Genomic DNA, 13,838 nt, shown 5'->3' on the forward strand with positions numbered 1-13,838 from the left:
ACAATGACAGGTTTTGACGATATTTTATCTATCGATGGTTGAATATTTGTTTATAAAATGAAAATGGGCATCGAATGATGCCCAGTCTTTTATTCTGTGTATTGTGTTAATTTTCAGCAATTACAGCTGTTTGACAAACTGCTTGAGCCAGGCGGTAAATTCACCGTCCAGTTCGCGGTGGCGTACCGCATATTCCACGTTGGCCTTCATGTAACCCAGCTTGCTGCCGCAATCGTGACTGCGACCCTTCATGAAGTAGGCATTGACCTGCTCCTTCTCCATCAGCATGGCGATGGCATCGGTCAGCTGGATCTCGTCGCCCGCCCCGGCCGGGGTTTTCTCCAGCAGGGGCCAGATGTTGGCGGAGAGCACATAACGGCCGACCACGGCCAGGTTGGAGGGGGCCTCGTCGCGCGGCGGCTTCTCGACGATGGCCTGCATCGGCAGTGACATGCCGGCGCTCAGTGCCTCGCCCTTGATGTCGGCGATGCCGTATTTGTCCACTTCGCTCTCGGGGACGGCTTCCACCATGATCTGGCTGATCTGGTCCGCCTCGAACATGTGCACCATCTCGGCCAGGTTGTCCTGCTTGAGATCGCTAGCCACCTCGTCGATGAGTACGTCAGGCAGCAGCACGGCGAAGGGGTGATCCCCGATCAGCGGGCGGGCGCACAGCACCGCATGACCCAGGCCCTTGGCCTCGCCCTGGCGCACGTGCATGATGGTGACGTCCTTCGGGCAGATGTGTTGCACCTCTTCCAGCAGTTGGCGCTTGACCCGCTTTTCCAGAGTCGCCTCCAGCTCGAAGCTCTTGTCGAAGTGGTTCTCGATGGAGTTCTTGCTGGAGTGGGTCACCAGAATGATCTCCTTGATACCAGCGGCAATGGCTTCACGCACCACATACTGGATCAGCGGCTTGTCGACCACCGGCAGCATCTCTTTGGGGATGGCCTTGGTGGCGGGTAGCATGCGGGTACCCAGACCGGCAACGGGGAGGACGGCCTTGCGAACAACGAGGGGTGTCTTTTTCATGGAATGAGTCCGAGGATACGAAGTGCGTTCATGATACCCGAAGACAAATAGGGCAGCCACAGGCCGCCCTTGTATGACAGGGATTCAAACCGGTTACTTGACGATAATCATGTCCCGGTTCGCATCCAGGGTGGCGGGCCCTATGCCACTCACCTCCGCCAGCTGATCCACCGAGGTGAACTTGCCCTGTTTTTCGCGGTAGTCGACGATGGCTTGCGCTTTTTTCTCGCCGATGCCTTTCAGCGCCGCGAGTTCATCGGCACTGGCGGTATTGAGGTTGATCTTGCCCACCTCCTTGGTACTGGTGACCGTCGTGGCCGGTTTGGCGGCTGGCTTGTCGGCGGCCAGCAGGGGCTGGCTCAACAGCGGCAGGCAACCCAGCAACAGGGCGGCAATCAGAGTCTTTCGGTTCATTGCGTCACTTCCTTATGAAACTGCCTTAATGGCACATTTATCATTAGTCGTATTGCGCCACTTTTTGTCTGTCAGAACTAGCAAGGAATAACTCAGGCAAATCGGCTATAAGCCAGACAGGTCTGAAGCAGATACACTGGCTAACCATTTGAGCGAGATGTCTTTTCCATGTACCTACCCGCCATTTCCGCACTGGAGCCCATCGCCCGCGCCGCCGGTGACGCCATCCTGGCCATCTACTGTCAGCCCTTTGCGGTGGAGTACAAGCAGGACGAGAGTCCGCTCACCGCCGCCGATCAGGGGGCGCACGAGGTGATCGTGCAGGCGCTGGCCCGGTTGACGCCGGATATTCCTGTGCTGTCGGAAGAGTCCGACGCCGAGACGATGCAGGTGCGGTGCAGCTGGTCCCGCTACTGGTTGGTGGACCCGCTCGATGGCACCAAGGAATTTGTCTCCCGCAACGGCGAATTCACCGTGAACATCGCGCTGATCGAGGAGGGCAGGCCGGTCTGGGGTCTGGTCTATGCCCCTGTGCTGGACAAGCTCTGGTATGGCGGTAGAGAGATCGGGGCCTGGCGTGTTGCCGATGGTGAGTGCGAAGCCATCCAGGTCCGGCCTCACCGGGAAGGTACGCCATGGCGGGTGGTGGGCAGCCGCAACCATCTTTCCCAGGCGACCCTGGATTACTTGGCGCCGTTTGGCGAGATTGAGCTGGTCTCCATGGGCAGCTCCCTCAAGTTCTGCATCATCGCCGAAGGGGGCGCCGAGCTCTATCCGCGTCTTGCCCCCACCTGCGAATGGGACACTGCGGCGGCGCAGGCGGTGCTGGAAGGGGCGGGGGGCAGCGTGACCCAACTCGATGGCTCAGCGCTTGCCTACAACAAGCCGGATATCCTCAACCCCTGGTTTGTGGCGCGGGCCTGATTGCCGTCGCCAGGGCGCGCAAATGTAAAAAGGCCGGACAGTGTCCGGCCTTTTTACATTTTCGCGTTCAATGATGCCAATCGTTTCCTGATTCAGAACACCTTCTTGAACGGCTTGATGGTCACCCTGGCATAGACGCCTGCCGCCACATAAGGGTCCGCATCCGCCCATGCCTTGGCGTCCGCCTGGCTGGGGAACTCGGCGATGACGGTGCTGCCGGTGAAGCCCGCATCGGCCGGATCCTCGGCATCGATGGCCGGATTGGGGCCGGCCGTCAGCAGGCGCCCCTCATCCTGCAGCGCCTGCAGGCGGGCGAGGTGAGCGGGGCGAGCCAGCTTGCGCTGGGGCAGGCTGCCGGCGACATCTTCGGAATAGATGAGATACCACATGAGAGGATCCTTTCTGGTTGCGGTTATTTTTTCTGTTCTGCTTTCTGCTCGGCCGGCATGTGGCGATAGAGATAGACGCCACTCAGCAGGGTGAACACCAGCGTCATGCCCAGCAGGCCGAAGACCTTGAAGTTGACCCACATCTCTTGCGACAGGTTGAAGGCCACATAGAGGTTGAGCAGGCCGCAGAGGGCGAAGAAACCGACCCAGCCTAGGTTGACGTTGTCCCAGATGCGGTCGGGGGCCTGCAGCTCCTTGGCCAGCATCTGCTTGATGAGATTCTTGCCAAAGCCGTAGCGGCTGATGAGCAGGGCGAGGGCAAAGAGGGCATTGATCACGGTCACCTTCCACTTGATGAAGGTATCGTCATGGAAGAAGACGGTGAGACCGCCGAAGAAACCGACCAGCAGGAAGGTAAACAGCTGCATCTTCTCGACCTTGCGATGCCGCACCCAGCTGTAAAGCAGTTGGAGACCGGTGACGACCACCAGGGCGCCGGTGGCGGTGTAGATGTCGTAGAACTTGTAGACCGCGAAGAAGACGATCAGGGGAATAAATTCAATAAACTGCTTCATGCTGGGCTCTAACCTCAAAATTTCACTCAGTGTACCTGCCCATTAGGCAACGGCAAATGAATAAGACCGTTCATTTAGTATGCAGTTCCCCGCTGCGGGGCCGCCACCCTTCGGGGTGACGATGATTCTTGTTGCGCCTTCTAGCCGAACAGCTGACTGGCGACGAGGCTGCCGAGCCGCAACTGGTCATCCAGCAAGTCACGGATATGGCGCTCCTCGATGAGGGGGTTGAGCAGGACGGCGCGCAGCAGGGTGAGCGGCTGTGCTCCATAGCGGCTCACCGCACGCTGGGTGCGGGAGACGAAGCTGTGCCCCTCGGCGCGTTGGGCCTTCTGCAACGCCACGTTGAAGGCGTTGATCTGCTCGTTTGCCGCCTCGTCCGGTGCCTTGCCTTGCAGGTGAGGTGGAATGCAGCGATAGGAGAGCAGGTTCATCACGGGAGCCGACATCAGCTCGAAGGCGGGGTGGGCATCGATGAGCTCTGCCATCCGCCGGGCTCTGTCGTAATTGGCTTCGATAAGCTGGGCATAGCCCTGCCGGCCCAGCAGCTGGAAGGCGGCATCCAGATAGAGCGCGTTGGCGGGGCGGGTGCCCTCCAGGGTGAAGCGGCCCTGATCGAAGGAGCTGGCACGAATGGCGTAGGGGGCCTCCCGCTTCACCGTCATCATCAGGTCTGGCTGGCGGCAGAGCAGCATGCCGGTACCGAGCGGTACCAGCAACTGCTTGTGGCCGTCCAGGGTCACGGTATCGGCCTGCGCTATGCCATCCAGCAAGCCCTGATAGCGGGGGGAAAACAGGGTCGGGCCACCCCAGGCGGCGTCCACGTGAAAGTGGATCTGCTCGCGCCGGGCGATGGCGGCGAGCTCGGGCAGGGGATCGATGGAACCAAAGTCCGTGCTGCCGGCGACCCCCACCAGGGCCAGCACCTTGAGCTTCTGCTCCCGGCATCGGACCAGTGCGCTCTCGAGCGCCGAGAGGCAGAGCCGGTTGTCGGCATCGGTCTCGAGCCGCCAGACGCGGCAAGCACCCAGCCCCAGCAGATCCATCCCCTTGTCGAAGGAGTAGTGCATCAGCCTGGATCCCAGGATCACGGCGCCTCGATAACCCTGCTCATAGAGGGAAAACAGATCGTCGCCACAGGCCCGGTTGCGGGCCAGCCAGAGAGCGGTGACGTTGGCGATGGTGCCGCCGCTGGTCATGACGCCGAGGGCGGCGTCTTTGGCGTGCATCTGCGCCTCGTAAAAGCCGTCGTCCTCGCGATAGACGAGACGATGCAGCTTGGCCAGTACCTCCCGCTCCAGGAAGCTGAGCAGGCGGGAGGACTCCATCTTCATCGGATTCTGATTGAGCATCACCAGCAGTCGGGAGAGCTCGGCGGTGAAGGCTGGCAAGGGGGCCGTCATGTGTCCCATGTAGTGGGGCGAGGTGAGATGGGAGGCGCCTGGTACCAGGGTGGCAAGGCGGGCCAGGTAGGCCTGGGTGCTCATGCCGATGGCGGGCATGGACGACTGATCGAGTTGATGGACGAAACTGTCGCGCTGATAAGGTGCCTGACTGTCATCCGAGTGATGGAAGGTCTCCAGCAGGGCCGTCATGGCCTGGCCGAAGTCAGGATCCGGTTGTGTAAACAGTTCAGTCAGCTTCATCAGGTTCTCCAGACCAGCCTGTCGGGCAGAAAGTACCGGGCGCGCGCCATGCCGGACAGACACGGCCATCTGCGCGGGTGGCGTCGGCCGCAGAGCATACACCAAAGGGGCAGGGGGAACAGCCACCTCCTCACCCGAGACTCCCTGGCCAGTCCCTTTTATTTTGAGCTAACACTTGTAGCCTGAAATGCCGGTCGCTAGAGTGGATCGGGTCTTGGTTGGAGGTGATGATGACGGATGTAACGGGGTATTCCCCACGGGAAGAGTGGGCCAATCGCCTCAGCCATGGGCTGGGGTTGCTGCTGGGAGGTCTGGGGCTTGTCTTGCTGCTGCACAAGGGATGGGATCAGGGCCCTCGGGTATTGCTGAGTTACGGCCTCTACGGCACCAGCCTGGTGCTGCTCTACCTCGCCTCGACCCTCTACCACAGCATGAGGTCGGCGGCGGCCAGGCGCTGGTGCAAGCTGTTCGATCACTGTGCTATTTACCTGCTGATCGCCGGCACCTACACACCCTTTCTGCTGGTGGCGCTCGATACCCCGCTGGCGCGGGGGCTGATGGTGGTGATCTGGGGGTTGGCCCTGGCCGGAGTGCTGTTCAAGCTCTTGTTCATCAACCGCTTCAAACGCCTGTCACTGTTCACTTATCTGATGCTGGGCTGGCTGTCGCTGGTGGTCGTCTATCAGCTCTACCTCCATCTGGATGGCACCGGGCTCATGCTGCTGGGACTCGGAGGACTGATCTACAGTCTGGGCACCATCTTCTACATGGCCAGGCAGATCCCCTACAACCACGCCATCTGGCATCTGTTCGTGCTGGGCGGGAGTGTTTGTCACTTCATGGCCATCTATGGCTATGTCGCCTGACTAGCCCTTAATTGGTATTTTTGCGCTAATGAAAGCCTGAATTCGTGCGGTATCCCACAGTTGCCCCCTTTGTTTGCTGACAAGCTAGGGTCAGTTCAGCTTGGAAAGGATGCAAATAATGAGTGAGATCGCGCTTTCCATCAGCATGTTGTCGCTGGTGGCGGTGCTGGGACTCTGGCTGGGAAACTGGCGAGTCTATGGCGTTGGTTTAGGGATTGGCGGTGTGCTGTTCGGCGGCATCATAGTGGGTCATTTTGCCGGGCTATCCGGCTTGAAGCTGGATGAGCACACACTTCATTTTATTCAAGAATTTGGTTTGATCCTGTTCGTCTACACCATAGGCATCCAGGTCGGTCCCGGTTTCTTCTCTTCCCTGCGCAGCTCGGGCCTCAAGCTCAATGGCTTTGCCGCTTTGCTGGTGCTGCTTGGCTGCGTGGTGGCCGCCGCGCTGCACCAGCTGTTCGACGTGCCGCTGCCGGTGATCCTCGGGGTCTTCTCTGGTGCCGTGACCAACACCCCTTCGCTGGGGGCGGGTCAGCAGATCCTGGCGGAGCTCGGGGCGGATCCGGGCTCCACCGGCCTGATGGGGATGGGCTATGCGGTGGCCTACCCGTTCGGGATCTGTGGCATTTTGCTCACCATGTGGCTTATTCGCATGTTCTTTCATATCAAGATCGACGAAGAAGCGGCCGAGTTCGAGCAACAGGCAGGCAAAACCAAGGAGAGCCTGCAAACCATCAACATCGCCGTGCGCAATCCCAACATGCACGGCCTGATGCTTGGCGAGATCCCGAGCCTGGACGAGGCCGATGTCATCTGCTCCCGCCTCAAGCGCGGTGACGAGTTGATGGTGCCCAGACCTGACTCGCGCATCGAGCTCGGGGATCTGCTGCACCTGGTGGGGGAGCGTCACGCCCTGCACAAGGTGCTGCTGGTGCTCGGGGAGGAGGTGGATACCTCCCTCTCCACCCGGGGCACGGATCTGCGCGTCGAGCGGGTGGTGGTCACCAACGAGCAGGTGCTCGGCAAACGGATCCGCGATCTGGACATCAAGCAGAAGTATGACGTGGTCATCTCGCGCCTCAACCGGGCTGGCATCGAACTGGTTCCGACCAGCCAGACCAGCCTGCAGTTTGGCGACATCCTGAACCTGGTGGGGCGGCTCGATGCCATCGAGGCCGTGACCAGTGTGGTCGGCAACGTCCAGCAGAAACTGCAGCAGGTGCAGATGCTGCCGGTCTTCATCGGCATTGGATTGGGTGTATTGCTCGGCTCCATTCCCTTCTATCTGCCGGGATTCCCGGCGGCGCTCAAGCTGGGTCTGGCGGGCGGCCCCCTGGTGGTGGCCCTCATCCTGTCTCGCATCGGCAGCATCGGCAAGCTCTACTGGTTCATGCCGCCGAGTGCCAACCTGGCACTGCGGGAGATCGGCATAGTGCTGTTTCTGGCGGTGGTGGGGTTCAAGTCCGGGGCCGGCTTCATCGACACCCTGATCAACGGGGATGGTCCTGCCTGGATGATGTACGGCGTGGCGATCACCCTTATCCCACTGCTGGTGGTCGGGGTGCTGGCGCGCCACTATGGCAAGGTCAATTATCTCACCCTGTGCGGTCTGCTGGCCGGCTCCATGACGGATCCTCCCGCCCTGGCGTTTGCCAACGGCATGCACCCCACCAGTGGTGCCAGTGCCCTGTCATACGCGACCGTCTACCCCCTGGTGATGTTCCTGCGGATCATCTCGCCACAGCTGCTGGCCATCCTGCTCTGGGCCGGGGCCTGAGCCGACATGAAATGGGAGCCATCTTGGCTCCCATCTTCGCACGCTCATTTTTGATGCTATTGATTTAGTTAATTTTATTTCCCATCAAACACCCTTCGTTTTCGGCGCCAATCTAAGTCTCATTTCGGTCTGTTCGTTCGATTTTTCTCACTGGTTTCTGGTCAGACTAACGGGCACATTGGACGCTGGAAATCTATGCCCATTGATATTTCAGGAGAAACCATGAGCAGTAAGAACATCGTACTGGATCAAGATGTCGTCGTTACCCAATTGCAAGGCAAAGTCTATCTGATTGCCGCTGACGGGAGCCAGACGCTTCTTTCCGAAGGCGATGTGCTGCCCAAGGATGCGGTCTTGCTTGCGCCGGAGGGGGCCAGCTTCCAGGGTGGAGAGACCACCTTTACCCTGAGCCCGAGCAACACTCCCGAGGCGGAGGAACCCCAGCTGGCGCAGCAGGGGCAGGCGAATGTGCCTGACGATATTGCCGCCCTGCAGCAGGCTATTCTGGCGGGGACGGATCCGACCCAGACATTTGAAGCGTCTGCGGCGGGCGGGGCACCCGCTACAGGCAACATCGGCGGCATTGCAGGCGCCAGCGGCAATGGTGGCTTCGTCACCATAGATCGTACCGGTGATACCACCATAGCGGCGGCGGGTTTTGATACCGCTACCCAGGCCGACACGGGTGTGATTGGCGATGCGTTCGCGGGTGAGGAAGATCAGTTGATCGACCTGGCGCCGCCGGTGATCACAGTATCGGCCCCTGACAATACCAATGACACGACTCCAACCCTGACCGGTACCACGGATGCCCCGGCGGGGAGCACGGTGACCCTGCTGGTCACGGATGCCAATGGCAATCAACAGACCCTGACCACGACCGTCAATCCGGACGGCACCTTCAGCGTGGATGTCACCACACCGCTGGCGGATGGCTCCTATACGGTCACCGCCAATGTGACCGATCCTGCCGGCAACACAGGCACTGCCACCGATGATGGCAGCGTGGATGGCACGGCTCCCTCTGCTCCCCTGGTGGAGATCCAGGATGGCGCTGACAACATCATCTCCTCCAATGAGCGCGAGAACGGCGTGAATGTCATCATCCGTTTGCCAGCCGATGCCAAGGTCGGTGATCGCCTTGACGTGGACTGGAATGGGGATGGGGTGCCTGACGCCAGCTCCATCCTGACTGCTGATGACATCGGCAAGACCCAGATTACCCTGACTATTCCCACCACGGATCTGCCGGTCAATGGCGCCATCACAGTGGATGCCACCCTGACCGATCCTGCTGGCAATACCTCACCCAAGGGCACTGACAACAGCGTGGTGAATGCCGCGCCTGTGCCAGGAGACGACCAGTTCACCGTGGAAGAGGATGGGACGGTCACCATCAACGTGCTCGGCAACGACTCCGACCTGGATGGCGATCGCCTAAGCATCACCGCCATCAATGGTCAGGCCATTGCCGAAGGCGGCTCGGTGGCGATCGGCAATGGTTCGGTCACTCTGACCAACGGCCAGCTTGTCTTTACGCCATCCCCTGATTTCAATGGCAATATCTCGTTCGAATACACAGTCACAGATGGTTTGCACAGTGCCACTGGCGGCGTGACCGGGACTGTCACGCCGGTTAATGATGCTGCCATCATTGCCGGCAGCGACACCGGCGGCGTGACCGAAGACGAGAGCAGCCCGCTGCTGACCGAGACCGGCACCCTGAGCGTGACCGATCTGGACGGCGCCGATGAGGCCAAGTTCCTGGCCGGCAACGGCACCCCGAGTGCCGGCGCACTGGGCAGCCTCGCCATCACCGAGGGCGGTGCCTGGACCTACCAGGTCGACAACAGCAAGGTGCAGTACCTGGGCGAGGGCGAGACCAAGGTCGAGACCTTCACCGTGCAGTCTGTGGATGGCACCGAGCACACCGTCACCATCACCATCACCGGCGTCAACGATGCGGCGGTGATCACCGGCAGCGACAGCGGCAGCGTGACCGAAGACGAGAGCACTCCGCTGCTGACCGAGACCGGCACCCTGAGCGTGACCGATCTGGACGGCGCCGATGAGGCCAAGTTCCTGGCCGGCAACGGCACCCCGAGCGCGGGCGCACTGGGCAGCCTCGCCATCACCGAAGGCGGCGCCTGGACCTACCAGGTCGACAACAGCAAGGTGCAGTACCTGGGCGAAGGCGAAACCAAGGTCGAGACCTTCACCGTGCAGTCTGTGGATGGCACCGAGCACACCGTCACCATCACCATCACCGGCGTCAACGATGCGGCGGTGATCACCGGCAGCGACAGCGGCAGCGTGACCGAAGACGAGAGCACCCCGCTGCTGACCGAGACCGGCACCCTGAGCGTCACCGATCTGGACGGCGCCGATGAAGCCAAGTTCCTGGCCGGCAACGGCACCCCGAGCGCGGGTGCGCTGGGTAGCCTGACCATCACCGAGGGCGGCGCCTGGACCTACCAGGTCGACAACAGCAAGGTGCAGTACCTGGGCGAGGGCGAAACCAAGGTCGAGACCTTTGTGGTCACCTCCGTGGATGGCACCGAGCACACCGTCACCATCACCATCACCGGCGTCAACGATGCGGCGGTGATCACCGGCAGCGACAGCGGCAGCGTGACCGAAGACGAGAGCACCCCGCTGCTGACCGAGACCGGCACCCTGAGCGTCACCGATCTGGATGGGGCCGATGAGGCCAAGTTCCTGGCCGGCAACGGCACCCCGAGTGCCGGCGCACTGGGCAGCCTCGCCATCACCGAGGGCGGCGCCTGGACCTACAACGTCGACAACAGCAAGGTGCAGTACCTGGGCGAGGGGGAGACCAAGGTCGAGACCTTTGTGGTCACCTCCGTGGATGGCACCGAGCACACCGTCACCATCACCATCACCGGCGTCAACGATGCCGCGGTGATCACCGGCAGCGACAGCGGCGGCGTGACCGAAGACGAGAGCACCCCGCTGCTGACCGAGACCGGCACCCTGAGCGTGACCGACGTGGATGGGGCGGATGAGGCCAAGTTCCTGGCCGGCAACGGCACCCCGAGTGCCGGCGCGCTGGGCAGCCTCGCCATCACCGAGGGCGGCGCCTGGACCTACAACGTCGACAACAGCAAGGTGCAGTACCTGGGCGAAGGGGAGACCAAGGTCGAGACCTTTGTGGTCACCTCCGTGGATGGCACCGAGCACACCGTCACCATCACCATCACCGGCGTCAACGATGCCGCGGTCATCACCGGCGCTGACAGCGGTGCGGTCACCGAAGATGAGAGCACCCCGCTGCTGACCGAGACCGGCACCCTGAGCGTCACCGATCTGGATGGGGCGGATGAGGCCAAGTTTGTGGCCGGCAACGGCACCCCGAGTGCCGGCGCACTGGGCAGCCTCGCCATCACCGAGGGCGGCGCCTGGACCTACAACGTCGACAACAGCAAGGTGCAGTACCTGGGCGAGGGCGAGACCAAGGTCGAGACCTTCACCGTGCAGTCTGTGGATGGCACCGAGCACACCGTCACCATCACCATCACCGGCGTCAACGATGCCGCGGTGATCACCAGCACTGACAGCGGTGCAGTCACCGAAGACGAGAGCACCCCGCTGCTGACCGAGACCGGCACCCTGAGCGTGACCGATCTGGATGGGGCAGATGAGGCCAAGTTCCTGGCCGGCAACGGCACCCCGAGCGCGGGCGCACTGGGCAGCCTCGCCATCACCGAAGGCGGCGCCTGGACCTACCAGGTCGACAACAGCAAGGTGCAGTACCTGGGCGAAGGGGAGACCAAGGTCGAGACCTTCACCGTGCAGTCTGTGGATGGCACCGAGCACACCGTCACCATCACCATCACCGGCGTCAACGATGCGGCGGTGATCACCGGCAGCGACAGCGGCAGCGTGACCGAAGACGAGAGCACCCCGCTGCTGACCGAGACCGGCACCCTGAGCGTGACCGATCTGGACGGCGCCGATGAGGCCAAGTTCCTGGCCGGCAACGGCACCCCGAGTGCGCGGCGCACTGGGCAGCCTCGCCATCACCGAGGGCGGGCGCCTGGACTTACCACGTCGACAACAGCAAGGTGCAGTACCTGGGCGAGGGCGAGACCAAGGTCGAGACCTTCACCGTGCAGTCTGTGGATGGCACCGAGCACACCGTCACCATCACCATCACCGGCGTCAACGATGCGGCGGTGATCACCGGCAGCTGACAGCGGCAGCGTGACCGAAGACGAGAGCACCCCGCTGCTGACCGAGACCGGCACCCTGAGCGTGACCGATCTGGACGGCGCCGATGAGGCCAAGTTCCTGGCCGGCAACGGCACCCCGAGTGCCGGCGCACTGGGCAGCCTCGCCATCACCGAGGGCGGCGCCTGGACTTACCAGGTCGACAACAGCAAGGTGCAGTACCTGGGCGAAGGCGAGACCAAGGTCGAGACCTTCACCGTGCAGTCTGTGGATGGCACCGAGCACACCGTCACCATCACCATCACCGGCGTCAACGATGCGGCGGTGATCACCGGCAGCGACAGCGGCAGCGTGACCGAAGACGAGAGCACTCCGCTGCTGACCGAGACCGGCACCCTGAGCGTGACCGATCTGGACGGCGCCGATGAAGCCAAGTTCCTGGCCGGCAACGGCACCCCGAGTGCCGGCGCATGGGGCAGCCTCGCCATCACCGAGGGCGGCGCCTGGACTTACCAGGTCGACAACAGCAAGGTGCAGTACCTGGGCGAAGGCGAGACCAAGGTCGAGACCTTCACCGTGCAGTCTGTGGATGGCACCGAGCACACCGTCACCATCACCATCACCGGCGTCAACGCCTGGACCGGCACTTACACGTCGACACCGGCACAGCAAGGTGCAGTACGCCTGGGCAGGGCGAAGCCTGGACTTACCAGGTCGACCAGGTACCGAGACCAAGTCGAGACCTTCACCGTGCAGTCTGTGGATGGCACCGAGCACACCGTCACCATCACCATCACCGGCGTCAACGATGCGGCGGTGATCACCGGCAGCGACAGCGGCAGCGTGACCGAAGACGAGAGCACTCCGCTGCTGACCGAGACCGGCACCCTGAGCGTGACCGATCTGGACGGCGCCGATGAGGCCAAGTTCCTGGCCGGCAACGGCACCCCGAGTGCCGGCGCACTGGGCAGCCTCGCCATCACCGAGGGCGGTGCCTGGACTTACAACGTCGACAACAGCAAGGTGCAGTACCTGGGCGAAGGCGAAACCAAGGTCGAGACCTTCACCGTGCAGTCTGTGGATGGCACCGAGCACACCGTCACCATCACCATCACCGGCGTCAACGATGCGGCGGCGGTGATCACCGGCAGCGACAGCGGCAGCGTGACCGAAGACGAGAGCACTCCGCTGCTGACCGAGACCGGCACCCTGAGCGTGACCGACCTGGATGGGGCAGATGAGGCCAAGTTCCTGGCCGGCAACGGCACCCCGAGTGCCGGCGCGCTGGGCAGCCTCGCCATCACCGAGGGCGGTGCCTGGACCTACCAGGTCGACAACAGCAAGGTGCAGTACCTGGGCGAGGGCGAGACCAAGGTCGAGACCTTCACCGTGCAGTCTGTGGATGGCACCGAGCACACCGTCACCATCACCATCACCGGCGTCAACGATGCGGCGGTGATCACCGGCAGCGACAGCGGCAGCGTGACCGAAGACGAGAGCAGCCCGCTGCTGACCGAGACCGGCACCCTGAGCGTGACCGATCTGGACGGCGCCGACGAAGCCAAGTTCCTGGCCGGCAACGGCACCCCGAGCGCGGGCGCACTGGGCAGCCTCGCCATCACCGAAGGCGGCGCCTGGACCTACCAGGTCGACAACAGCAAGGTGCAGTACCTGGGCGAAGGCGAAACCAAGGTCGAGACCTTTGTGGTCACCTCCGTGGATGGCACCGAGCACACCGTCACCATCACCATCACCGGCGTCAACGATGAGGCCGTCATTACCGGCACCGACACCGGCAGCGTGACCGAAGACGAGAGCACCCCGCTGCTGACCGAGACCGGCACCCTGAGCGTGACCGATCTGGACGGGGATGAAGCCAAGTTCCTGGCCGGCAACGGCACCCCGAGCGCGGGCGCGCTGGGTAGCCTCGCCATCACCGAAGGCGGCGCCTGGACCTACCAGGTCGACAACAGCAAGGTGCAGTACCTGGGCGAAGGGCGAGACCAAGGTCGAGACCTTCA

9 protein-coding genes and 2 pseudogenes are annotated in these 13,838 nt (G+C 62.2%); 6 read left to right on the plus strand and 5 right to left on the minus strand.

The window, feature by feature from the left end; all coding sequences use genetic code 11:
• Nucleotides 1–120 precede the first annotated feature (120 nt).
• Nucleotides 121–1,032: a UTP--glucose-1-phosphate uridylyltransferase GalU gene (gene galU / locus KI797_RS03765; RefSeq protein WP_139439632.1), complete on the minus strand. Its 912-nt coding sequence runs from the start codon at nucleotides 1,030–1,032 to the stop codon at nucleotides 121–123.
• A 93-nt stretch (nucleotides 1,033–1,125) separates the two neighbouring features.
• Complete coding sequence (locus KI797_RS03770; protein ID WP_226171545.1) at nucleotides 1,126–1,446, minus strand: ComEA family DNA-binding protein; 321 nt, start codon at nucleotides 1,444–1,446, stop codon at nucleotides 1,126–1,128.
• Between the two features lie 168 nt (nucleotides 1,447–1,614).
• Between KI797_RS03770 and cysQ the strand changes: the two genes are divergently transcribed.
• Nucleotides 1,615–2,370, plus strand: coding sequence for a 3'(2'),5'-bisphosphate nucleotidase CysQ (cysQ, locus tag KI797_RS03775; RefSeq protein WP_043133057.1), 756 nt, complete (start codon nucleotides 1,615–1,617; stop codon nucleotides 2,368–2,370).
• Nucleotides 2,371–2,462: 92 nt separating this feature from the next.
• Here cysQ and KI797_RS03780 read toward each other — a convergent pair whose 3' ends face one another.
• The 3 genes from KI797_RS03780 to KI797_RS03790 all read right to left on the minus strand — a co-directional run bounded on the left by KI797_RS03780 (nucleotide 2,463) and on the right by KI797_RS03790 (nucleotide 4,980).
• Nucleotides 2,463–2,759, minus strand: coding sequence for a YciI family protein (locus tag KI797_RS03780; RefSeq protein ID WP_005327955.1), 297 nt, complete (start codon nucleotides 2,757–2,759; stop codon nucleotides 2,463–2,465).
• 23 nt (nucleotides 2,760–2,782) lie between these two features.
• A complete protein-coding gene (locus KI797_RS03785) occupies nucleotides 2,783–3,334 on the minus strand; it encodes a septation protein A (RefSeq protein ID WP_218410869.1) in 552 nt (183 codons plus the stop codon).
• 140 nt (nucleotides 3,335–3,474) lie between these two features.
• On the minus strand, nucleotides 3,475–4,980 hold the full coding sequence (locus tag KI797_RS03790) for an aminotransferase class V-fold PLP-dependent enzyme (RefSeq protein WP_226171547.1): 1,506 nt from the start codon (nucleotides 4,978–4,980) through the stop codon (nucleotides 3,475–3,477).
• A gap of 230 nt (nucleotides 4,981–5,210) precedes the next feature.
• Here KI797_RS03790 and trhA point away from each other — a divergent pair, with 230 nt between their 5' ends.
• From trhA to KI797_RS20995, 5 genes and pseudogenes are all read left to right on the plus strand, one after another.
• Nucleotides 5,211–5,846 carry a PAQR family membrane homeostasis protein TrhA gene (trhA, locus tag KI797_RS03795; protein WP_182787714.1) on the plus strand — a complete coding sequence of 212 codons (636 nt, stop codon included), beginning with the start codon at nucleotides 5,211–5,213 and terminating at the stop codon, nucleotides 5,844–5,846.
• A gap of 118 nt (nucleotides 5,847–5,964) precedes the next feature.
• Nucleotides 5,965–7,626 carry a putative transporter gene (locus KI797_RS03800; RefSeq protein ID WP_182787716.1) on the plus strand — a complete coding sequence of 554 codons (1,662 nt, stop codon included), beginning with the start codon at nucleotides 5,965–5,967 and terminating at the stop codon, nucleotides 7,624–7,626.
• 222 nt (nucleotides 7,627–7,848) lie between these two features.
• Nucleotides 7,849–11,568, plus strand: a pseudogene (locus KI797_RS03805) (retention module-containing protein); the annotation flags it as partial.
• Nucleotides 11,569–11,711: 143 nt separating this feature from the next.
• Complete coding sequence (locus tag KI797_RS21135) at nucleotides 11,712–11,840, plus strand: VCBS domain-containing protein (RefSeq protein WP_226171549.1); 129 nt, start codon at nucleotides 11,712–11,714, stop codon at nucleotides 11,838–11,840.
• Nucleotides 11,841–11,850: 10 nt separating this feature from the next.
• A pseudogene (locus KI797_RS20995) lies at nucleotides 11,851–13,761 on the plus strand (VCBS domain-containing protein); the annotation flags it as partial.
• Between the last annotated feature and the right edge of the window lie 77 nt (nucleotides 13,762–13,838).

The sequence above is a fragment of the Aeromonas media genome (assembly GCF_020423125.1).
Taxonomy (GTDB): Bacteria; Pseudomonadota; Gammaproteobacteria; order Enterobacterales; family Aeromonadaceae; genus Aeromonas; species Aeromonas media.